General features: G+C 68.8%; 16 protein-coding genes. 9 read left to right on the top strand and 7 right to left on the bottom strand.

Annotated features, from left to right (window positions below; translation table 11 throughout):
- Window positions 1–20 precede the first annotated feature (20 nt).
- Window positions 21–722 carry a phosphatase PAP2 family protein gene (locus BA022_RS05485; protein WP_088886813.1) on the top strand — a complete coding sequence of 234 codons (702 nt, stop codon included), beginning with the start codon at window positions 21–23 and terminating at the stop codon, window positions 720–722.
- A 46-nt stretch (window positions 723–768) separates the two neighbouring features.
- Window positions 769–2,538 (top strand): phosphoethanolamine transferase, encoded by a 1,770-nt coding sequence (locus tag BA022_RS05480; protein ID WP_418236111.1) that lies wholly within the window; start codon window positions 769–771, stop codon window positions 2,536–2,538.
- A 63-nt stretch (window positions 2,539–2,601) separates the two neighbouring features.
- Here the strand turns inward: BA022_RS05480 and BA022_RS05475 are convergent, their stop codons facing one another.
- From BA022_RS05475 to BA022_RS05465, 3 genes are all read right to left on the bottom strand, one after another.
- Window positions 2,602–3,183, bottom strand: coding sequence for a peroxidase-related enzyme (locus BA022_RS05475; RefSeq protein ID WP_015913292.1), 582 nt, complete (start codon window positions 3,181–3,183; stop codon window positions 2,602–2,604).
- 17 nt (window positions 3,184–3,200) lie between these two features.
- Window positions 3,201–3,884 (bottom strand): tRNA-uridine aminocarboxypropyltransferase, encoded by a 684-nt coding sequence (locus BA022_RS05470; protein WP_088886812.1) that lies wholly within the window; start codon window positions 3,882–3,884, stop codon window positions 3,201–3,203.
- Window positions 3,885–3,990: 106 nt separating this feature from the next.
- Window positions 3,991–5,442 carry a catalase gene (locus BA022_RS05465; protein WP_088886811.1) on the bottom strand — a complete coding sequence of 484 codons (1,452 nt, stop codon included), beginning with the start codon at window positions 5,440–5,442 and terminating at the stop codon, window positions 3,991–3,993.
- Between the two features lie 174 nt (window positions 5,443–5,616).
- Between BA022_RS05465 and BA022_RS05460 the strand changes: the two genes are divergently transcribed.
- Window positions 5,617–6,897, top strand: a complete 1,281-nt coding sequence (locus BA022_RS05460) for an NAD(P)/FAD-dependent oxidoreductase (RefSeq protein WP_088886810.1) — start codon at window positions 5,617–5,619, stop codon at window positions 6,895–6,897.
- A 119-nt stretch (window positions 6,898–7,016) separates the two neighbouring features.
- On the opposite strand, the gene BA022_RS05455 is transcribed toward BA022_RS05460, so the two are convergent.
- On the bottom strand, window positions 7,017–7,562 hold the full coding sequence (locus BA022_RS05455; RefSeq protein ID WP_088886809.1) for a PAS and helix-turn-helix domain-containing protein: 546 nt from the start codon (window positions 7,560–7,562) through the stop codon (window positions 7,017–7,019).
- An 82-nt stretch (window positions 7,563–7,644) separates the two neighbouring features.
- On the opposite strand from BA022_RS05455, the gene BA022_RS05450 reads away from it, so the two are divergent.
- From BA022_RS05450 to BA022_RS05425, 6 genes are all read left to right on the top strand, one after another.
- Window positions 7,645–8,352, top strand: coding sequence for a CoA transferase subunit A (locus tag BA022_RS05450; RefSeq protein WP_011805209.1), 708 nt, complete (start codon window positions 7,645–7,647; stop codon window positions 8,350–8,352).
- A gap of 3 nt (window positions 8,353–8,355) precedes the next feature.
- On the top strand, window positions 8,356–8,994 hold the full coding sequence (locus BA022_RS05445; RefSeq protein ID WP_011805210.1) for a 3-oxoacid CoA-transferase subunit B: 639 nt from the start codon (window positions 8,356–8,358) through the stop codon (window positions 8,992–8,994).
- 152 nt (window positions 8,995–9,146) lie between these two features.
- Window positions 9,147–10,460, top strand: coding sequence for an HD-GYP domain-containing protein (locus BA022_RS05440; RefSeq protein ID WP_088886808.1), 1,314 nt, complete (start codon window positions 9,147–9,149; stop codon window positions 10,458–10,460).
- Window positions 10,461–10,575: 115 nt separating this feature from the next.
- Window positions 10,576–11,343 carry a translesion DNA synthesis-associated protein ImuA gene (imuA, locus tag BA022_RS05435; protein ID WP_088886807.1) on the top strand — a complete coding sequence of 256 codons (768 nt, stop codon included), beginning with the start codon at window positions 10,576–10,578 and terminating at the stop codon, window positions 11,341–11,343.
- Entirely contained in the window at window positions 11,309–12,718 is a 1,410-nt protein-coding gene (locus BA022_RS05430) for a Y-family DNA polymerase (RefSeq protein ID WP_088886806.1), read from the top strand. The genes imuA and BA022_RS05430 overlap by 35 nt, the downstream gene beginning before the upstream one ends.
- Entirely contained in the window at window positions 12,715–15,900 is a 3,186-nt protein-coding gene (locus BA022_RS05425; protein WP_088886805.1) for an error-prone DNA polymerase, read from the top strand. The genes BA022_RS05430 and BA022_RS05425 overlap by 4 nt, the downstream gene beginning before the upstream one ends.
- Before the next feature lie 63 nt (window positions 15,901–15,963).
- Here the strand turns inward: BA022_RS05425 and BA022_RS05420 are convergent, their stop codons facing one another.
- The 3 genes from BA022_RS05420 to BA022_RS05410 form a co-directional block, all read right to left on the bottom strand.
- Window positions 15,964–17,217: an SEL1-like repeat protein gene (locus tag BA022_RS05420; RefSeq protein WP_088886804.1), complete on the bottom strand. Its 1,254-nt coding sequence runs from the start codon at window positions 17,215–17,217 to the stop codon at window positions 15,964–15,966.
- A 35-nt stretch (window positions 17,218–17,252) separates the two neighbouring features.
- A complete protein-coding gene (locus tag BA022_RS05415; protein WP_088886803.1) occupies window positions 17,253–18,998 on the bottom strand; it encodes a DUF4384 domain-containing protein in 1,746 nt (581 codons plus the stop codon).
- Between the two features lie 93 nt (window positions 18,999–19,091).
- Window positions 19,092–19,511, bottom strand: a complete 420-nt coding sequence (locus BA022_RS05410; protein ID WP_011805218.1) for a hypothetical protein — start codon at window positions 19,509–19,511, stop codon at window positions 19,092–19,094.
- Window positions 19,512–19,523 lie beyond the last annotated feature (12 nt).

Below are 19,523 nucleotides of genomic sequence, written 5' to 3'. Positions count from 1 at the left end.
TTGTGCCGCCATCCCTTGCCATGCCCTTCTGGAATTTGCGCCGCCTGTATGCGGTGACGTTGTTGCTTTTCCTGTTGCTCGTCTTGTGGGACGCTTCGGGCCTGGATCTGCCATTGGCCCGCCTGTTTGGGGGGGCGCAGGGCTTTGCCTGGCGTGACCACCATACCTTTGCCCTGCTGACGCATGAGGGTCCGCGCTATGCCAGCGGTGCGCTGCTGGCCGCACTGGCGGTGGGGGTGTGGCGGCCCTGGGGATTCCTGCGCGTCATGGCGCCGGCGCAGCGCGCGCAACTGGTGCTGTCCGTCATCGGGGGGATGCTGGCGGTTTCGGTGTTCAAGCGCCTGAACACCACCAGCTGTCCCTGGGATCTGGCCGAGTTCGGCGGGGTGGCGCAGTACGTCTCGCACTGGGTGTGGGGCGTGCGCGACCTGGGGCCGGGGCACTGCTTCCCTGCAGGGCATGCCTCGGCCGCGTTTGGCTTTGTAGCGGGCTGGTTCGTACTGCGCCGCGCGGCGCCGAACGTAGCGCGCCTCTGGCTGCCCGGCGCTCTGATGGCCGGGCTGGCACTGGGCTGGGCGCAGCAGATGCGCGGTGCACATTTCATGAGCCACACACTGTGGTCCGCCTGGTCCTGCTGGACCGTGGGCCTTGCGTTGGAAAGTCTGGCGCAGCTGCACGTGCGCCTGGGAGTTGCGGCAGATACAAAGCTGAACGAAGCCTGAGCGGCGTCTTCAGCTTGGCTTCAGTGGCAGGTTCCACGATGGCGGCATGTCTTCGCGCGCCTCCATTGCCTCTCCCTCCTCGGCCTCCGTGCCGCTTGTGTCATCTTCCAGCCCTGCCGACGAAGGCCTCTTGCGTGGTGCGCTGCGCCGGCTGGATGGCTGGATGGCCACCCCGCTGTCGGCGCAGCAGGTGGTGGTGCGCCTGTCGCTGTACCTGGTACTGGCGGCCAACTGGCCGCTGTGGCTGCAAATCACGCGCATTGGCGGCGCGCCCAGCCTGTACCTGCGTTCAGCGGCTGCCTTGGCCGTGCTGACGGCGTGCGGCACGGTGGCCATTCTGGCATTCACCGCCTGGACGCGCGGCATGAAGCTGCTGTGGTGGCTGGTGGTCATGGTGGCCGCGCTGTCGCAGTACTACATGCTGACCTACAGCGTGGTCATGGACCCCAGCATGGCCGCCAACGTGCTGCAGACGGATGCGCGCGAGGTGGCCGACCTGCTGAGCCTGCGCATGCTGGCTGCGGTGCTGGCCGTCGCGGCGCTTCCCTCCTGGTGGTTGCTGCGTGTGCGTATTCCCGCCATGCGGCCGCTGCGCCAGGTGGGCCGCAACCTGGCGCTGCTGGTGCTGGCGCTGGGCCTGGCCGCAGGCACGGTGGCGGCCATGTCGCGGGACCTGGCGCCGCTGATGCGCAACCACCCGCACCTGCGCTACCTGATGAACCCCTTGGCCAGTCTGTACTCCACCTCCGTGTCGGCCCTGCGACCGGTGTTCGCACGCAACCGCACGCTGGTGCCGATGACCCAGGGCGCCGCGCTGGGCGCCAGCTATGCGGCCGGGGCGCGGCCCACGCTGTTCGTGCTGGTGGTGGGCGAGACGGCGCGTGCGGACCATTTCGGCATCAACGGCTATGGCCGCGACACCACGCCGGAACTGACCAAACGCAACGTGATGAGCTGGCGTGAAGTGCGCTCGTGCGGCACCAGCACGCTGGCGTCGCTGCCTTGCATGTTCTCGCCACTGGGCAAGAGTGCATTCGAGTCGCGTGACAACGACTACGAGAACCTGCTGGACGTGGCGCAAGCCGCGGGTATGGGCGTGCTGTGGCTGGACAACCAGTCCGGCTGCAAGGGCGTGTGCGACCGCGTGCCGCACGCATCGGCCGCCGAAGGCCTGGATGCCGATGCGCGCAAGCAGTTGTGCGATGGCGGCGAATGCCGCGACGAGGCCATGCTGCACAACCTGGATGCGCGCCTGGCCGCCTTGCCTGCGGCGCAGCGCGAGCGCGGCGTGCTGCTGGTGCTGCACCAGATGGGCAGCCATGGGCCGGCCTACTACAAGCGCTCGGCCGATGCAGGCAAGCGCTTCATGCCCGAATGCCGCACGGAAGTGCTGGCCGACTGCGCCCACGGCGAATTGGTGAACGCCTACGACAACTCCATCGCCGCGACGGATGCTTTCCTGGGCAAGACCATCGACTGGCTGCGTGGCCAGAGCGCCAAGTACGACACGGCCCTGCTGTACCTGAGCGACCATGGCGAGTCGCTGGGCGAGTACGGGTTGTTCCTGCACGGTATGCCCTACGGCGTGGCGCCCGACATGCAAAAGCACGTGCCCATGGTGGCGTGGATGGACACCTCCTTCCTGCGCCGTGACGGGTTGGCGGCCGACTGCCTGCGCGCCAGCGGCGATGCGCCGTTGACGCACGACAACCTCTACCACACCGTGCTGGGCCTGCTGGACGTGCAGTCGCCTTCCTACCAGCGCCCGCTGGATGCCTTCAGCGGCTGCCGGATCGCCATGTTGGCATCCAAATAAAAACAGCCGCCAGCGCTTATCTATCAAGCGCGAGCAGCTATTGTTTTAAGAGCGTCTTGGCGCTCAGGCCTTCTTCTCGCGCGGCAGGCGGCCCATCAGGTAGAACTCGGGATTGGGCTGCATGCCGGCAAAGCTGGCCATGCGGTTGGACAGGCCGAAGAACGCGGTGATGGCCGCAATGTCCCAGATGTCTTCATCGTCAAAGCCGTGGGGGTACAGCGCCTCGAAGTCGGCGTCCTCGATCTCGTGCGCGCGCTGGCAGACCTTCATGGCGAAGTCGAGCATGGCTTTCTGGCGCGGCGGAATGTCGGCCTTGCGGTGGTTCACCGCTACCTGGTCGGCCACCAGCGGCTTCTTCTCGTAGATGCGCAGGATGGCCCCGTGTGCCACCACGCAGTACAGGCACTGGTTGGCGGCGCTGGTGGTGGTGACGATCATCTCGCGCTCGCCCTTGGTGAGGCTGCCTTCTTCCTTCAGCATCAGCGCATCGTGGTAGGCGAAGAACGCGCGCCATTCGGCCGGGCGGCGGGCGAACGCCAGGAACACGTTGGGGATGAACCCGGCCTTTTCCTGCACCTCCAGGATGCGGGCGCGGATGTCCTCGGGCAATGTGTTCAGGTCGGGGAAGGGATAGCGCTCGGCCATGGGTGTCTCCTGATTTTTTATGAAAGGTCTGGTCCGAGCATAGCCGAGCGTGCCGCGCCATCGCGCGAGCGCAGCAGCGCCATCAATGCGTCCATGGCCTGGCTCAGCGCGGCGATGTGCTGGTTGGCGGGTTCCAGTTGCTGCAGTGCGCACTGCGCGGCCTCCAGCGTGCTGAGCTGGTGGGGCGCGTGCGCCTTGCGCACGGCGTAACGCGTGGGCGGTACCTGCTGCAGGGCCAGGCGCGGCAGGGCCTGCAACGCAGGGTTGGCCCACAGCATCCTGCGGCTCTTGCGCCAGGTACCGTCCAGCACCACCAGGCGCAGCCGTTCGGGCACTGCCAGCCAGTCGGTCGGCAGCGGCGGCGCGGGCACCATGGGGTGTTGCGGGTCGGGCGGCGTGGACGGGTACAACAGCACTGCGCGGCGCGGTGCCTGCCGGTCGCCATCAACCCAGGGGGCGTTTATTTCCTGCACCAAGGCAGCGTGGTCGAACGTCTCGCCCACCACGATGCGGCTGCCCGGCAGGCACAGGTGCAGCAGCCGTGCCGTGCCCTTGGCCTGGTGCTGCTCCAGCGGGTGCATGAGGATCAGTACCTGCACTTGGTGCGCCACGGGCCGCACGGCGGCGCAGATGCAGGCTGCGGCGGGGCGCTGGCAGCGGGGGCATACGGGCCGGCGGGCCAGGTGGGTGCAGGAGGGCATCGGGCTTGTCAAAAACAGAAGCGCCCAGCGCTTGCCAGGTAAGGGCTGGGCGGTATTTTGATGCTTGGCCCGGGTGCGGGCCAGGGCAGGGCGGCGGCGGTGCTTATTACAGCGTGCCGGCGCGCACGGCTTCGAGGGCAGCCTTCACGCCGGCGCCGTAGGCCGGGTCGGCCTGGGTGCAGTGCGCGATGTGGCGGTCAATGATGTGCTGCGACACCCCGTTGATGTTGCGCGCGGTGTTTTCGCACAGCAGGCGCTGCTTCTCCGGCGTCATCAGGCGGAACAGGTCGCCGGGCTGGGTGAAGTAGTCATCGTCGTCCTCGCGGTAGTTCCAGCGGCTGGCGTCGCCGTAGAGCTTTTCCACCGGTTCGGCGTACGCGGGCTGCTCCTGCCACGCACCCTGGGTGTTGGGTTCGTACGCAATGGTGCGTCCGGCATTGCCGTCCACACGCATAGCGCCGTCGCGGTGGTAGATATTGACCGGGCAGCGCGCGGCGTTCACCGGGATCTGGTGGTGGTTCACACCCAGGCGGTAGCGCGCGGCGTCGGCGTACGAGAACAGGCGCGACTGCAGCATGCGGTCGGGCGACGGGCCGATGCCGGGCACCAGGTTGCTGGGCGCGAACGAGGCCTGCTCCACGTCGGCGTAGTAGTTGTCGGGGTTGCGGTTGAGCTCCATCACGCCGACCTCGATCAGCGGGAAGTCCTTCTTGCTCCACACTTTGGTCAGGTCGAAGGGGTGGAAGCGGTAGGTCTGCGCCTGCTCCTCCGTCATGATCTGCACGCACAGCTTCCACTTCGGAAAGTCGCCGCGGTCGATGGCTTGCAGCAGGTCGCGCTGACTGCTCTCGCGGTCATGGGCGACCACGGCGGCGGCCTCCTGGTCGGACAGGTTCTCGATGCCCTGCTGGCAGACCCAGTGGAACTTCACGTAGTGGCGCTCGCCGGCCTGGTTGATGAGGCTGTAGGTGTGCGAGCCGAAGCCGTGCATGTGGCGGTAGCCGCGCGGAATGCCGCGGTCGCTCATCACGATGGTGATCTGGTGCAGCGCCTCGGGCAGGCCGGTCCAGAAGTCCCAGTTGCTCTCGGCGCTGCGCATGTTGGTGTAGGGGTCGCGCTTCACGGCCTTGTTCAGGTCGGGGAACTTGAGAGGGTCGCGGAAGAAGAACACTGGCGTGTTGTTGCCCACCAAGTCCCAGTTGCCTTCCTCGGTGTACATCTTCACGGCGAAGCCGCGGATGTCGCGCTCGGCGTCGGCCGCGCCGCGCTCGCCGGCCACCGTGGAAAAGCGCGCGAACAACTCGGTCTGCTTGCCGATCGCCGAGAACACCTTGGCGCGGGTGTAGCGGGTGATGTCGCCGGTCACCGTGAAAGTGCCGAAGGCGCCCGAGCCCTTGGCGTGCATGCGCCGCTCGGGGATCACCTCGCGGTGGAAGTGGGCGAGCTTTTCCAGGTGCCACAGGTCTTGCAGGAGCATGGGGCCGCGCGGGCCCGCGGTCAGCGAATCCTGGTTATTGGCCACGGGTGCGCCGGCGGCGGTAGTGAGGCGATGGGTCATGGGAGAGCTCCTTTCTGGACTGCTGCGGGTTAAATAGATGTGAACTATTTGTTTTGAAGAATTATTGTTTCCATCTATTTAAACGGCAAGCCCAAACCCATTGAATTTCCGCAACGCGGCAATAGACGCAGGCTTGCCTACACTGTAGAGCGGTAACCTGGAAGAAGGTTTGACATGCATTACGACATCGTGATCGTGGGGGGTGGGGCCGGCGGCCTGGAACTGGCTGCACGCCTGGGGCGCGCGCTGGGGCCGCGACAGGGGCGTGAGCGGGTGCTGCTGGTGGACCGCTTTGCGTTCCACATCTGGAAGCCCACGCTGCACGAAGTCGCGGCCGGGACGCTGGACGCCCATCAGGAGGGTCTGTCGTACCCCGTGCTCGCGCGGCGCAACCATTTCAGCTTCACCATGGGCGAACTGGCCGGGCTGGACGCCGCGCGCAAGACCATCGCCCTGGCCCCTCAGCGCAATGCACATGGCGAGGAGGTGGTGCCCGCGCGCACGCTGAGCTTCACGCGCCTGGTGCTGGCGCTGGGCAGCGGCTCCAACGCCTTTGGCACGCCGGGCATCGAACACGCCTATCTGCTGGAAAACGTGCGCGATGCGCAGCGCTTTCATGCCGACTGGCTGAGCGCCTGCGCGCGGGCATCGTTCACGGACAAGCGCGCGCTGTCCATCGCCATCGTGGGCGCGGGCGCCACGGGTGTGGAGCTGTCCGCCGAGTTGCTCGAAGCCCATGCAGAGCTGTTGGAGAGCCTGGGCAGCAGCCAGCGTTTTCGGCTGGACGTGACGCTGGTGGAGGCGGGCGACCGCATTCTGGGCGGCCTGCCCGAGCGCATCTCCGCCCAGGCCGCCGTGGCCCTGCGCCGCAAGCAGGTGCGGGTGATGACGGGCACGCGCGTGCTGGAGCTGCGCCCGGGCGTGCTGATCACCTCGGGCGGAGAGATCGCGGCCGAGATGATGGTCTGGGCCGCGGGCATCAAGGCCGCGGACGCCAACGCCGCGCTGGGCCTGGAAGTGAACCGGCTCAACCAGTTCGTGGTGGACGAGCGGCTGCGCACCTCGGCCCCTGACGTGCTGGCCCTGGGCGACTGCGCGGCCTGCGTGTGGGAGGGCGGGCGCATGGTGCCGGCACGCGCGCAGGCCGCGCACCAGCAGGCCGACTACCTGGCGCGCGTGCTGCTGGCGCTGCTGCGCGAGCGCGAGGTGGCGGAGCCCTTCGTCTATCGCGACTTCGGCTCACTCGTGTCGCTGGGTGAGAACAAGGGCGTGGGCAACCTGATGGGCGGCCTGGCGGGGCGCAACTTCTTCGTGGAAGGGCTGATCGCCAAGTGGATGTACATGTCGCTGCACCTGATGCACCACCGCGCCATCCTGGGCCTGGGCAAGACGGCGGTGCTGGCGCTGGCGCGGCTGCTGCAGCAACGCGTGTCGGGGCGGCTCAAACTGCACTGACCGGCGCGACGGAGGCTTCAAAAACCATAGCTGGCAGCGCTTGCTGCGATTGAATTTCAGGCAATAAATGCCTTGAATTGCTTGAATGGCAAGCGCCAGCAGCTCACTTTTTTGATGACTTATCCCGCCAGCAGCTTCTGCACCAGGTCCGCGGCCGTGGACGCGCCGTACTTGCGCATGAGCCGCGCGCGGTAGATCTCCACCGTGCGGTGGCTGATGTCCAGCGCGCGGCCGATCTCCTTGGAGGTCATGCCGTCCAGCAGCCGCGCGGCCACCTCGCGTTCGCGCGCCGTCAACTCGGCGCGCACAGGGCGCTGCGCGCTCAGGTCCTCGAAGCTCCAGATGCCCGAGGCGTGCGGATCGTTGCGATCCAGCGCGCGACCGGACACGTGGCACCAGAAGGTTTCGCCGTTGGCGCGCTTCATGATGCGGTTGTCGGCATAGTGGCCGCGTGCGTTCAGGATGGGCGCCATGCGTGCGCCCAGCCGCTCATATTCGTCCGGGCTGGGGTAGAGGATCTGGAACGACTGGCCGATGAGCAGTTCGCGCGAGGCGCCGAACATCTCGCACACATGACGGTTGCAATCCACCATGGTGCGGTTGCGCGAAATCACCAGGCCCACGGGTGCCATCTCGAAGGCCAAGCGGTAGTCGGCAACATTCATAGTGGTGCAAGTCTTTAGGGAAAACTACTTAGAAAACTACGTAGTATCGTAGCGCATCCACCCAGCAAACCAGGAGACTGTAGTGAACAAGCTTTACCCCTCGGCGGCCGAAGCGCTCAAGGGCGTCGTGGCCGATGGCCAGCTGATGGCCGTTGGCGGTTTCGGCCTGTGCGGCATTCCAGAGGCCTTGATCGATGCGCTGCAGGCCAGCGGCGTGAAGGACCTCACGGTGATTTCCAACAACGCGGGCGTTGACGGCTTCGGCCTGGGCAAGCTGCTGGAGACGCGCCAGATCAAAAAGATGATCAGCTCCTACGTGGGCGAGAACAAGGAGTTCGAGCGCCAGTACCTCGCGGGCGAGCTGGAGCTGGAGTTCACCCCGCAGGGCACGCTGGCCGAGAAACTGCGCGCCGGCGGCGCGGGCATCCCGGCCTTCTTCACCAAAACCGGCGTGGGCACCATCGTGGCCGAGGGCAAGGAGCTGCGCGAGTTCGACGGCGAGACCTACGTGATGGAACGCTCGCTGGTGCCGCAGGTTTCGCTGGTCAAGGCGCAGCGGGCCGACAAGTCGGGCAATCTGCAGTTCCGCCTGACGGCACGCAACTTCAACCCGGCCGCCGCCATGGCGGGCAAGCTGTGCATCGTCGAGGTGGAGGAGGTGGTAGAGACCGGCGCGCTGGACCCCGACCAGATCCACCTGCCCGGCATCTACGTGCACCGCATCGTGCACAACCCGAACCCCGAGAAGCGCATCGAGAAGCGCACCATCACCGAGAAAGCAGGAGCCTGAACCATGCCGTGGACCCAAGACCAGATGGCGGCCCGCGCCGCGCAAGAACTCGAAGACGGCTTCTACGTCAACTTAGGGATAGGCATTCCCACGCTGGTGGCCAATTTCACCGGCGACAAAGAGGTGTGGCTGCAGTCGGAGAACGGCATGCTGGGCATCGGTGCCTTTCCCACCGAGGACAAGGTGGATGCCGACCTCATCAACGCCGGCAAGCAGACCGTCACCACCATCCCCGGTTCGTCCATCTTCAGTTCGGACCAGTCGTTCGCGATGATCCGCGGCGGCAAGATCAACCTGTCCATCCTGGGCGCCATGCAGGTCAGCGAGAAGGGCGACCTGGCCAACTGGATGATCCCCGGCAAGATGGTCAAGGGCATGGGCGGCGCCATGGACCTGGTGGCCGGTGTCAAGCGCGTGATCGTGCTCATGGAGCATGTGGCGCGCAAGAAGGACGGCACCACCGACCTGAAGATCCTGCCGGCCTGCACGCTGCCGCTGACGGGCGTGGGCGTGGTGGACCGCATCATCACCGACCTGGGCGTGATGGACGTCACCCCCGAAGGCCTGAAACTGGTGGAGTTGGCGCCGGGCGTGAGCTTCGAGGACATCCAGTCCAAGACCGGCGTGCCGCTGCTGCGCTGAGGGCAGGCACCCGCCAGGCCGCCATGCGCATGCACGGCGGGGGCGCGGGGCCAAAACTACGGGCCGGGTGGGATCACCCGGCTTTTTTGTCTTTTTGCGCAAGGCAAAGCGCCGTATAGTGCGCGTGACATTTTTTAACATTTCGTCTGCGCATGAACGCACCCGACCTCAGCCCCGCGGCTTTTGCCGACGGAGACAGCCATTACCTGCGTGCCATCACCGACATGGCCGATCGCCGCACCGTGGTCACGCAGGAAGCGCTCTACACCGATCGGGGCATCAAGCTGGTGGACAAGGGCGCGCGCGTGGACAGCCGGCTCTACGACCGCTTGGTCAAGCACAAGCTGCGCGGCAGCATCGACGAGCATCTGGCCATGGACGACATGGTCAGCGTGCAGTCCATCGTGCAGCTGGCCGCGTCGCAGTGCGAGCACGACACGCTGGCCTATCTGCTGGTGCACACGCTGGAGGGCATGACCGCCGAGAAGCTGCTTGCACCCGTGCGCGCCTTGCTGCTGCCGCCGTCGCTGGCCTTCAAGCTCACCGTCATGCGCGAGCAGCATCCGGCGCTGTTCGAGCACAGCGTGCGCATGATGCTGGCGGCCGTGTACCTGGGCATCAAGAGCGGCTGGAGCGACCGCGAATGCGTGCCTCTGGCGACGGCGGCGCTGCTGCACGACATCGGCGTGCTGCACATGGACCCCGTCTGGCACGACCCGGCCAACAAGATGACGGCCGTCGGGCGCCAGCAGCTCATGGCGCACCCCATCACGGCCATGTTGATCATCCGGGGGCAGAACATGTTCCCGCGCGTGGTGGAGCAGGCCGTGCTGGAACACCATGAATGCATGGATGGCAGCGGTTATCCGCGCGGCCTGCAGGGGGACCAGATCTCGCTCATGGGGCAGATCCTGATGGTGGCCGAGGTGGTGGCCGCCTTCTTCGAGAAATACGCCAACGAGGCCGCGGCCCAGCGCCTGTCGCTCACGCTGCGCCTGAACCACCGCAAGTTCCCCGCAGCGCTCATCGCCTGTCTGCTGCCCGTGCTGCAGATACGCGCCGTGCAGACCGATGTGCAGGTCACGCCGGCAGATGTGGAGCGGCTCATTGAACAGCTGTCCACGGCCTTCGGCGACTGGGACACCCGCCGCGCCGGGCTGTCGCCAGAGGCGGCGGAATCCGAGGCCTGCGCTTTCGTGGAGCAGCGGCTTTCCGCGCTGCAAAAAACCCTGTTCGAGGCCGGCTCCCATCCCCAGCAGCAGGCCGAGGCCCTGCAGTACCTGCAGGGCGATGAACAAGGCCTGGCCGAACTGGCCCTGCTGGGGCGGGAAGCCCTGTGGCAGCTGCAGGGCATCGTGGACGCCACCCACAGCCGCTGGCTCACGCTGGAGCACAGCACGGAGGCGGGCGACCGTGCGGTCGTGCAGTGGCGCGATGCCTGTGCAGTGCGCTTGGCGCAGCGCTGAAATTCGCTCCCTGACGCACCGCCGGATCAGACGCTAGGCCCTGATGCCGGCCGGGTTGGAGCCGCCAACCGCCGATGATTACTGTATATTTGAACAGTATTCATCGGCGGTTCGCATGGCGGCTTTTCTTTCCTCTTCCCTGAACGCACTGCCCGGCGTCTGGCAGGGCGATGCCTGGGCGCAAGCGCCGCAGCCGGCGGTGGCCACGGGCCATGCGCCGCTGGATGCGCAACTGCCCGGTGGGGGGTGGCCGCTGGGGTGCATGAGCGAGTTGCTGCTGCCTCCCCAGGCCCATCCCGAGTGGGCCCTGGTGATGCCGGCCCTGGCCGCGCACCTGGCGCAAGGCCCAGGACACGCGGTACTGGTCACGCCGCCGCTGGAGCCCTTCCTGCCGGCGCTGCAACCCCTGGGGCTTGCCGCCGACCGGCTGTGCTGCATTCACCCGCCCAGCCCGCGTGCGGACATGGCCGCGGCATGGGCCTGCGAGCAGGCGCTGCGTTGCCGCGACGTGCGCGCCGTGCTGGCCTGGCTGCCACAGGTGCCTGCCGCCGTGCTGCGGCGGCTGCAGCTGGCGGCCGCGCAGCACCGCCAGCTGCTGTGGGTGATGCGTCCCGAGCGCTCGCGCGCGCAGGCATCGCCCGCGCCGCTGCGCCTGTGGCTGCAACCGCAGGGCGAGGAGCTGCACGTCCATGTCGTCAAGCGGCGCGGCCCGCCGCTGGCGCAGCCCGTGGCACTGCCCGCACGCACGCCGGTACTGGCCGCGGCGCTGCAGGCACAGGCTCAATGGCGCCGCCAGGTGCAGGCGGCCGCCTGGGGCATGGGGGGCCGCACACCGCAGGAGGTGGAGGATGCATTGGCTTGCCTGGCACTTGCCACCCATTGAGGCCACGACCGGGCCCGCCACCGGGCCCGTTATGGGCCTGCCGCCTGCCGCGCAGGGCTGGTGGGCGCTGCGCTTCACGCCGCGCGTGGCCCTTGTGGACGAAGCGCTGCTGCTGGAGGTGAGCGGTACCGAACGCCTGTGGGGCGGGCGCGCCGCTCTGCAAAGCCTGCTGCGTGACCAAGCGCCCCCCGGGCCCGAAACCCTGGAGGGCGGACCTCTCTGGGCCAGTGCGCCCACGGCGCTGCAGGCCCTGGCCCTGCTGCGCCTGCAGCGCCAGGGCCGGCCCGTGCCGCGGCGGCTGCCGCACGATCTGCCGGTTGCCACCCTCTCGGCGCTGCGCCCGCATGCCCAGGCGCTGCAGCAGCTGGGCTGCCGCACCTGGGGCGCCGTGCGTGCGCTGCCGCGCGCCGGGGTGGCGCGGCGCTTCGGCGCCGAACCCCTGGCGGCGCTGGACCGTGCCTGGGGCGACGCACCGCATGGCCTGGACTGGATCACGCTGCCCGAGCAGTTCGCGCTGGAGCTGGAACTGCCCGCGCTGGCCGAATCGGCCCCCGCGCTGCTGTGGGCCGGCCAGCGCCTGCTGGATGCACTGCAGGGCTGGCTGCGCGCGCGCCACCAGGGCGTGCAGGCGCTGGAGCTGGCCTGGCGCCATGACCTGCGCCGCATCGACGGCGTGGACCTGCCCCCCTGGCAGAGCCTCACGCTGCGCACGGCCGAACCGCTGCAGGGCATGGCGCACCTGCGCCGCTTGCTGGCCGAGCGCCTGGCGCACCAGCGCCTGGCCGCGCCCGTGAGCCGGCTGGCGCTGCGCAGCCTGCAAACCGCGCCCATGCCACAGGCCAGCGCGGACCTGCTGCCGCCCCAGCCAGGCGACGCAGGGGCGGGGCAGGGCGAGCCCTGGCACCAGTTCGTCGAGCGCCTCTCGGCCCGCCTGGGCGCGGACAGCCTGCGGGTGCCGCGGTCCCAGGCAGACCACCGTCCCGAATGCATGCAACAGTGGCAACCGGCCTTGGCGGCCCGCGCCGCGCCGCCGGCGCCCGCACAGGACTGCACCCTCGCGCCCTTGCTTCCGCCCTGGCTCGTGCGGCCTGCGCGGCCGCTGGCCCTGCGCGGCAGCCGGCCTTGCCTGCACGGCCAGCCGCTGCGCTTGCTGGACGGACCGCAGCGCGTGGAAACCGGCTGGTGGGAGGCCGTAGCGGACCTGAACGACGACGAGAGCGATGTGCAAGGCAATGCACACAATGGCGCGCAGGATGGTGGCTCGGCCCTGGTGCGGCGCGACTATTTCGTTGCCCACAACCCAGCGGCGGGCACCGTCTGGATCTTCCGCGACCGGGCGACGGGCGGCTGGTTCTTGCAGGGGGTGTACGGATGATGCTGCCCGCCTACGCAGAGCTGCACGCGCTGAGCAACTTCAGCTTTCAGCGCGGCGCCTCGCACCCACAGGAACTGGTACAGCGCGCGCACGCATTGGGCTACAGCGCCCTGGCGCTGACCGACGAATGCTCCGTCGCCGGCGTAGTGCGCGCCCATGGCGCGGCGCAGGCGCTGGGACTGCCGCTCATCGTGGGCAGCGAGTTCTGCTGGGGCGACGTGCGCATCGTGGCGCTGGCGCGCGACGTGCAGGGCTGGGGCGACCTGTGCGAGTTCATCACCGCCGCGCGCCAGCGTGCCGGCAAGGGCGGCTACCGCGTGGATGCCCAGTCCCCCTGGGCGCTGCTGCAGGGCTGCGAGGTGCTGCTGGCGCTCCGTCGTGAGGCGTTTGTGGATGCTTCTGATTTAATAGCTGTCAGCGCTTGTCTGGAAAGCGTTAGAGGCCTATTTGGCTCCAACTGCTGGCTGGCGGTAGAGCTGCACACCGCACCGGACGACGGTCTGTGGCTGCGCACGCTCACGCAGGCCGGCGCGCAGCTGGGCCTGCCGTTGGTGGCCGCGGGTGACGTGCACATGCACTCGCGCGCGGCCAAGCCGCTGCAGGACGTACTGACCGCCGTGCGCCTGGGCCGCAGCGTGGCCGCGTGCGGCTTCGCGCTGCAGCCGCATGCCGAAAAGCGCCTGCGCCCGCGCAGCCGGCTGGCGGGCCTGTACCCGCCCGCGCTGCTGGCGGCCACGCTGCAGGTGGCGGCGCGCTGCACCTTCAGCCTGAACGAGATCAAGTACCGCTACCCGCTGGAGACCGTGCAGCCCGGCATGACGGCAAGCCAGACGCTGGCCTGCCTCACCTGGGAGGGCGCGCGTGTCCGTTACCCCGATGGCGTGCCAGAAGCGGTGGTGACGCAGGTCGAGAAGGAGTTGGCGCTGATCGCCGAGTGCGGGTACGAGATGTACTTCCTCACGGTGCACGACATCGTGCGCTATGCGCGCAGCCAGGACATCCTGTGCCAGGGGCGGGGCTCGGCGGCCAACTCGGCGGTGTGTTATTGCCTGGGCATCACGGCGGTGGACCCGCAGAAGACGCGCCTGCTATTCGAGCGTTTCATCAGCCGCGAACGCAGCGAGCCGCCCGACATCGACGTGGACTTCGAGCACGACCGGCGCGAGACCGTCATCCAGTACATCTACGACAAGTACGGGCGCGATCGCTCCGCGATCACCGCGGTGGTCATCAGCTACCGCACGCGCAGCGCCCTGCGCGACGTGGGCAAGGCCCTGGGTGTGGCGGCGGCGCTGGTAGATGCGTTCGCCAAGGAGCACCACTGGTTCGACGACGTGCTGGCCACGGAGCACCTGCTGGCGCTGGCCGAGCGCCTGGGCGAGCCGCTGGGCGCGCACACGGCCGCGCTGTGGCTGCAACTGGCGCGCCAGCTGCGCGGCTTTCCGCGCCACCTGAGCCAGCACGTGGGCGGCTTCGTGCTCACCGAGGGCAAGCTCACGCGCCTGGTGCCCGTGGAGCCGGCCGCCATGGACGGGCGCTCCATCATCCAGTGGGACAAGGACGACCTGGACGCCATGGGCCTCTTGAAAGTGGACGTGCTGGCGCTGGGCATGCTCAGTGCGCTGCGCCGCTGCCTGGAAATGCGTGCCGCGCTGCGGGGCGAATCATGGGACCTGGCCGACATCCCGCCCGAAGACCCGGCCACCTACGACATGGTCTGCCGCGCTGACACCGTGGGCGTGTTCCAGATCGAGAGCCGCGCGCAGATGAGCATGCTGCCGCGCCTGCAGCCGCGCGAGTTCTACGACCTGGTGGTGCAGGTGGCGATCGTGCGGCCCGGGCCCATCCAGGGCGGCATGGTGCACCCCTACCTGCAGGCGCGCGAGCGCCGGCGCCAGTGGCAGCGCACGAAGCGCGAGGAGCCGTTCCCCATTGAATACCCGGAGCTCGACAACGCCCTGCGGCGCACGCTGGGCGTGCCCATCTTCCAGGAACAGGTGATGCAGATCGCCATCGACGGCGCGGGCTTCAGCGCGGGCCAGGCCGACGAGCTGCGCCGCTCCATGGCCGCCTGGCGGCGCAAGGGCGAGGTGCACCGCTTCGAGAAGCCCTTCAAGGACGGTCTGTTGGCGAACGGCTACCCGCCGGAATTTGCCGACCGGCTGTTCCAGCAGATCCTGGGCTTTGGCGAATACGGCTTTCCCGAAAGCCATGCCTACAGCTTTGCGCTGCTGGCCTACGCCAGCAGCTGGCTCAAGCGGCACGAGCCTGCGTGCTTCTTGGCCGCGCTGCTCAATGCGCAGCCGCTGGGTTTTTACACACCGGCGCAACTGGTGCAGGACGCGCGCCGCCATGGCGTGTGCGTGCTGCCCATCGACGTGGCGACGAGCGACGTGGACTGCACACTGGAGGAGCCCCTGGCGCCCGTTGCCGGCGTGTCCTTGGCGCAGCCGGCCGTGCGCCTGGGCCTGCGACTGGTGGCGGGGCTGGGCGCGGCGGCGGCCGAGCGGCTGGTGCAGGCACGCGGCAGCGGCCCCTTCGCCAGCACCGAAGACCTGGCCCTGCGCGCGCGGCTGGACCGGCAGGATCTGCAGGCTCTGGCCGCGGCTGATGCGCTGCGCGCGCTGGCGGGCCACCGGCGCCAGCAGATGTGGGACGCCGCGGCCCAGCTGCGCGCTCCGCCGCTGCTGCAGGACGCGCCCGTGCATGAGGCCGCCCCGCAGTTGCCCGCCGCACCAGAGGGCGAAGACATCTTGTGGGACTACGCCGCCACGGGCCTGACGCTGCGGCGCCACCCCCTGGCGCTGCTGCGCGAGAAGCTGCAGCGCTGGCGGCTGGCCACGGCGCAGCAGTTGCAATCGGCGCCCCATGGGCGGCGCGTGCGTGCCTGCGGCATCGTCACCGTGCGCCAGCGGCCGGGCTCGGCCAACGGCACGATGTTCGTCACGCTGGAGGACGAGACCGGCTCGGTCAATGTGATCGTGTGGCCCGCGCGGCTGGAGCGCTGGCGCAGCGCGCTGCTGCGCTCGCGCCTGCTGGCGGTGGAGGGCGTGTGGCAGTGTGCCCGCGCACCGGGCGCGGACACGGCCGTGCGCCACCTGGTGGGCGAGCGGTTCAAGGACCTCACGCCGCTGCTGGGCCGCCTGGCGCAGGCGCTGGACGGCAGCCGCGACTTCCATTGAGTTTCAAGAGAAATAAGGCTCTGGCGCTTATGTGACAAGCGCTGACAGCTATCAAAACGATAGTCAGCGTGGCCCCACGGGCCGGCCCGAGCGCCATTCCTGTGGAATCAGCGCGTACAGCGGCGTGGGGTCGCGCACGAACAGCTGCGGTGTGGGCGGCGGCTGCAGGGTGAGCACCGAACCCTCGGGCGACAGCTCCATGGTGGAGAGCTGGCGCATCCAGGCCACATCGATCGTGCCGTCGGGCGCGGGGCGCGAGTAGATCAGCTCCAGCATGCGCTTGGCGGGGCGGCTGCCGCTGGCGGCGGCGATCTGGTACAGGCGGATGGCTTCGGTGTAATTGGACGGCACGCCGTCGCCGCGGTGGTAGCGGCGCGCCTGCGCCAGCCATTCGTCGGCCGTGTGCGGGGCGGGCTGTGCGCTGATGGTCTGCTCCATGCGGCTGGCCAGCAGCCGGGCATTGGAGGCTGCCGCGGGCGAGCGCGGCGCCGCCGCGCGGAACTGTGCCAGCGCATCGGGCAGGCGCGCCGCGGCGATCTGGCGCAGGCCCAGTTCGTTGAGCGCCTGGGCACTGCCGGCCTGGGCGGCGCGCTGCAGCAGGGCTGCGTGTCCGTTCTCCTGCGGGGGGGCATCTGGCGCACGCGGTGCTGCGGCGGAAGGCGGCAGCGGGGCCAGGCGCTCCTGCGCCCACCATTCCAGCAGCAGCGCCAGCGGCGCGTCCACCGCACGCAACTGGGCGATCCACGGGCGCGCGGCCGCAGGTTGCGGCGGGCCCACGCAGCCATCGATTTCGCACCAGGCCAGGCCGGCGCTGGCGTGGGGCTCACCCAGCGCGCGGGCGCGCTCGAACCAGTACCGCGCCTGCGTGCGGTCCAGGGGCACGCGCTCGCCGTGCAGGTACAGCAGGCCCAGGACCCAGGCGCTGCGCGCGGCGGCCTTTTCCGCTGCGCTGCCCTTGCGCGCTGGCGCCAGCGCGGTGGCGCGCAACCGGCGCAACTGCGCCAGGGTGGCCTCGTCCTCGGGCTGGGGCAGGCGCAGCGGTTCGGCCTGGGGTTGGCCGGAGGGCTGGATGCGCGGCACGCTGGAGGAGCCGGATGGCTCGATCAGCGGGGCCGCGGGCTGCACCGCCGGCGGCGTGAAGTCGCCGCCGCCCTGGCTGGGCTGGATGGCGGGCTGCGGCAGCGCTTCGATGCGCGCTTGGGCCGGAGCCAGCAGCATGCACGCCAGGAGCAGCACGGCCGGCAGGGCCAGTCGCCTGCCGCCGGGCGGCAGGGCGGCACCGGCCCGGGGCGCGAAAGGGCGGAGCAGGGGCGTCATGGCGGCGTCCTGGCGAGGTGGGGCGGGCCGCGCCCTCAGCGCTTGGCGGGCTGCGGGGCGGCAGGTGCGGCCGCCGCGGGCTGGGCTTTCTTGGGCTGGGTCTTCCAGTACACCTCGGACTTCACGTAGCCACTGGTGCCCACGCCCTGCTGGAAGGCCTTGTCGATGTCCTCGATGGTGCGGTAGCCGGGAATGTTGACCAGCCCTGCGCCTTGCAGTGGCGCGGGCAGTCGGGGCAGCACGTCGGTTTCGGCGGCAAAGCAGGCCACGCGCTCGGTGCCAGGGCGGCTCGCGTCCATGATGAAGGCGGGGTTGGGCACCAGCCAGTCGGGCAGTCGCAGCGCCTGGTTCGCCGCCACCAGCGAATGCGGCGTGACCTGGTTGGGCGTGAGTCGCATGACGTTGCCCGAGGGGTCGGCAAAGTAGCAGTACATGTATGAGGTGCGCGACACGGTGGCAGACACGAACACCTGCTCGCCGACTTCGAAAGTGGGCTCCATGCCCGGAGGCAGCGCATTCTCGATCTGCATGTCGATGCGCCGTGGCGGGGGCGTGGTGGAGGTGAGCACGAGGCCCGAGGTGCGCACGGGCGTGGAATCCCCTTTGTTCTCGGCCATGCTGCCGGTGGGGCCCGACGGGCCCCAGCCCACCCGTTGCAGGGAGCCGTCAGGTGCCAACGTCACGAAGTGGCGCATCGCGCGCTCGTAGGTGGAGAAGTCCAGCACGCCGGTGGGCACCAGCAGGCTGTCGATCTGGAACTGCGTGAGCGCGGTGCGCAGCGCGGGCGAGTCCAGCGCCAGCAGGTCGGTGCCCGCCTGCAGGTAGCCCTGGGCGATCAGCGAGTTCTGCACCAGCGTGGCCTGGCCTACGCCGCCGCTTTCGTCGAACCAGTCGCGCATCTGGCGCTGAAAGTCGGGATGCGTTTGTTCCAGCGTCAGGCACTGCCAGTAGGGCACGCGTGCCCATTTGCCCACCAGCTCGATGGTGGCCAGGTCAATCAGCGTGCGCATGGCGCCGCCGGCGCCCAGCGCGTAGTCGCGCCCCACGTTGAAGTTGACGCCGTAGCTGCCGATGCGCCCGGCCACGTCCAGGCCCTGGCTGCCGCTGCCGATGACCACCTCATTGGCCGAGTCCAGTCCGGGAATCAGCGTGCGCGTGCGAAAGTCCCCCAGGTGCATCTCCAGGCCGATCACGGTGGCCGAGCGGTTGCGGCTGTAGCCTGTGTCCAGGCGGCTGGCGGAGGTGCCGGCGTCGAAGCGGTTGGTGGCCACGTTCTGGTCCACGAACGCAATGGCACCCGACACGTACAGCGCGGGGCGCTGCAGTTGCATGAGGTTGTTGTTGAGCAAGATGGTGGTGAGGTTCTGCACCGTATCCTGGCGCACGATGTCCACCTCATAGTCCACGTAGCGGAAGGCGTTGGACAGCCGCGACATCTGCGACAGAGAGGTGATGATCATGTCCTTGGCAGCAACGGGCACGCGGCTGGAATAGTCGATGACCTGCTTGCTGGTGATGAGCGTGGTGGGCACCTGCGCGGCGCGCAGCATGTGGTCCATGCACATCAGCGAATCCGAGAAGCTGGAGACCGAGCGCGTCGGGCGCACGACGGGGCGGTCCGTCGTATAAGCCGCCTGCTGCAGCGATGCGTCCTTGCGGGGGTCCAGCGGCGTTGTGCAGGCACTGAGCAGTAGAGCGCCCGCCATCATCAGCCAGGCAGCGCCACGGCGTGGGGCGCCGTTGCGGCCGGGACCGCGGGGAAGTGTGGTTGCGGTGTTCATGGCAAAGCCCTCTCGTCTTCGCGTTATCCAACCCTCTGGCGCATCAGTGCAGGCGCGTGGCGCATGCACGGAGCGCCCGCACGCTGGTGGCCGTCACCAGCAGATATTGACCAGATCCCCTCGCAGCACCACCACCTGGTCGGCGCCGGGCTTGCCGGTGCCACCCGAGGCCGCGGTGCCGAAATTGCTGCCCACGGATTGCGAGCACACGACCTTGGAGCCTTGCGTGTTCACCGCGTTGACGACGTCCTTTTCGGTCACGATGCCCGTGGTGTCGCCAGAGAACGCTTTGGCCACGTAACGAGTCAGGCGAGCCTGCTGCCAGGCGGGCAGGCCGGTGTCGTGGTTGATGTAGCCGGAGCGCGGCGCAGAAGGCAACGGCTGCATCTGCACATTGACCTTCTTGTCCAGCACCACCGGGTCTTCTCCCGGCGCGGCCCAGGCGGGTGCCGCGGCGCACAAGGCCAGGGCTGCCGTGGCGGGCGCCAGGAAGCGTGTTGCGCGACTGAGCATGGCAAATCTCCT

The organism is Diaphorobacter nitroreducens, from assembly GCF_002214645.1.
Lineage (GTDB): Bacteria > Pseudomonadota > Gammaproteobacteria > Burkholderiales > Burkholderiaceae_C > Diaphorobacter > Diaphorobacter nitroreducens.
The sequence above is the reverse complement of the archived record's forward strand: the minus strand, read 5'-3'. Positions and strand labels throughout refer to the sequence as shown.

What these genes read in the sequence shown, in the direction of transcription:
- BA022_RS05485 (WP_088886813.1), top strand. Translation starts at nt 21, where the DNA reads ATGCCCTTCTGGAATTTGCGCCGCCTGTATGCGGTGACGTTGTTGCTT.
- BA022_RS05480 (WP_418236111.1), top strand. Translation starts at nt 769, where the DNA reads ATGTCTTCGCGCGCCTCCATTGCCTCTCCCTCCTCGGCCTCCGTGCCG.
- BA022_RS05475 (WP_015913292.1), bottom strand. Translation starts at nt 3,183, where the DNA reads ATGGCCGAGCGCTATCCCTTCCCCGACCTGAACACATTGCCCGAGGAC.
- BA022_RS05470 (WP_088886812.1), bottom strand. Translation starts at nt 3,884, where the DNA reads ATGCCCTCCTGCACCCACCTGGCCCGCCGGCCCGTATGCCCCCGCTGC.
- BA022_RS05465 (WP_088886811.1), bottom strand. Translation starts at nt 5,442, where the DNA reads ATGACCCATCGCCTCACTACCGCCGCCGGCGCACCCGTGGCCAATAAC.
- BA022_RS05460 (WP_088886810.1), top strand. Translation starts at nt 5,617, where the DNA reads ATGCATTACGACATCGTGATCGTGGGGGGTGGGGCCGGCGGCCTGGAA.
- BA022_RS05455 (WP_088886809.1), bottom strand. Translation starts at nt 7,562, where the DNA reads ATGAATGTTGCCGACTACCGCTTGGCCTTCGAGATGGCACCCGTGGGC.
- BA022_RS05445 (WP_011805210.1), top strand. Translation starts at nt 8,356, where the DNA reads ATGCCGTGGACCCAAGACCAGATGGCGGCCCGCGCCGCGCAAGAACTC.
- BA022_RS05440 (WP_088886808.1), top strand. Translation starts at nt 9,147, where the DNA reads ATGAACGCACCCGACCTCAGCCCCGCGGCTTTTGCCGACGGAGACAGC.
- imuA (WP_088886807.1), top strand. Translation starts at nt 10,576, where the DNA reads ATGGCGGCTTTTCTTTCCTCTTCCCTGAACGCACTGCCCGGCGTCTGG.
- BA022_RS05430 (WP_088886806.1), top strand. Translation starts at nt 11,309, where the DNA reads ATGCATTGGCTTGCCTGGCACTTGCCACCCATTGAGGCCACGACCGGG.
- BA022_RS05425 (WP_088886805.1), top strand. Translation starts at nt 12,715, where the DNA reads ATGATGCTGCCCGCCTACGCAGAGCTGCACGCGCTGAGCAACTTCAGC.
- BA022_RS05420 (WP_088886804.1), bottom strand. Translation starts at nt 17,217, where the DNA reads ATGACGCCCCTGCTCCGCCCTTTCGCGCCCCGGGCCGGTGCCGCCCTG.
- BA022_RS05415 (WP_088886803.1), bottom strand. Translation starts at nt 18,998, where the DNA reads ATGAACACCGCAACCACACTTCCCCGCGGTCCCGGCCGCAACGGCGCC.
- BA022_RS05410 (WP_011805218.1), bottom strand. Translation starts at nt 19,511, where the DNA reads ATGCTCAGTCGCGCAACACGCTTCCTGGCGCCCGCCACGGCAGCCCTG.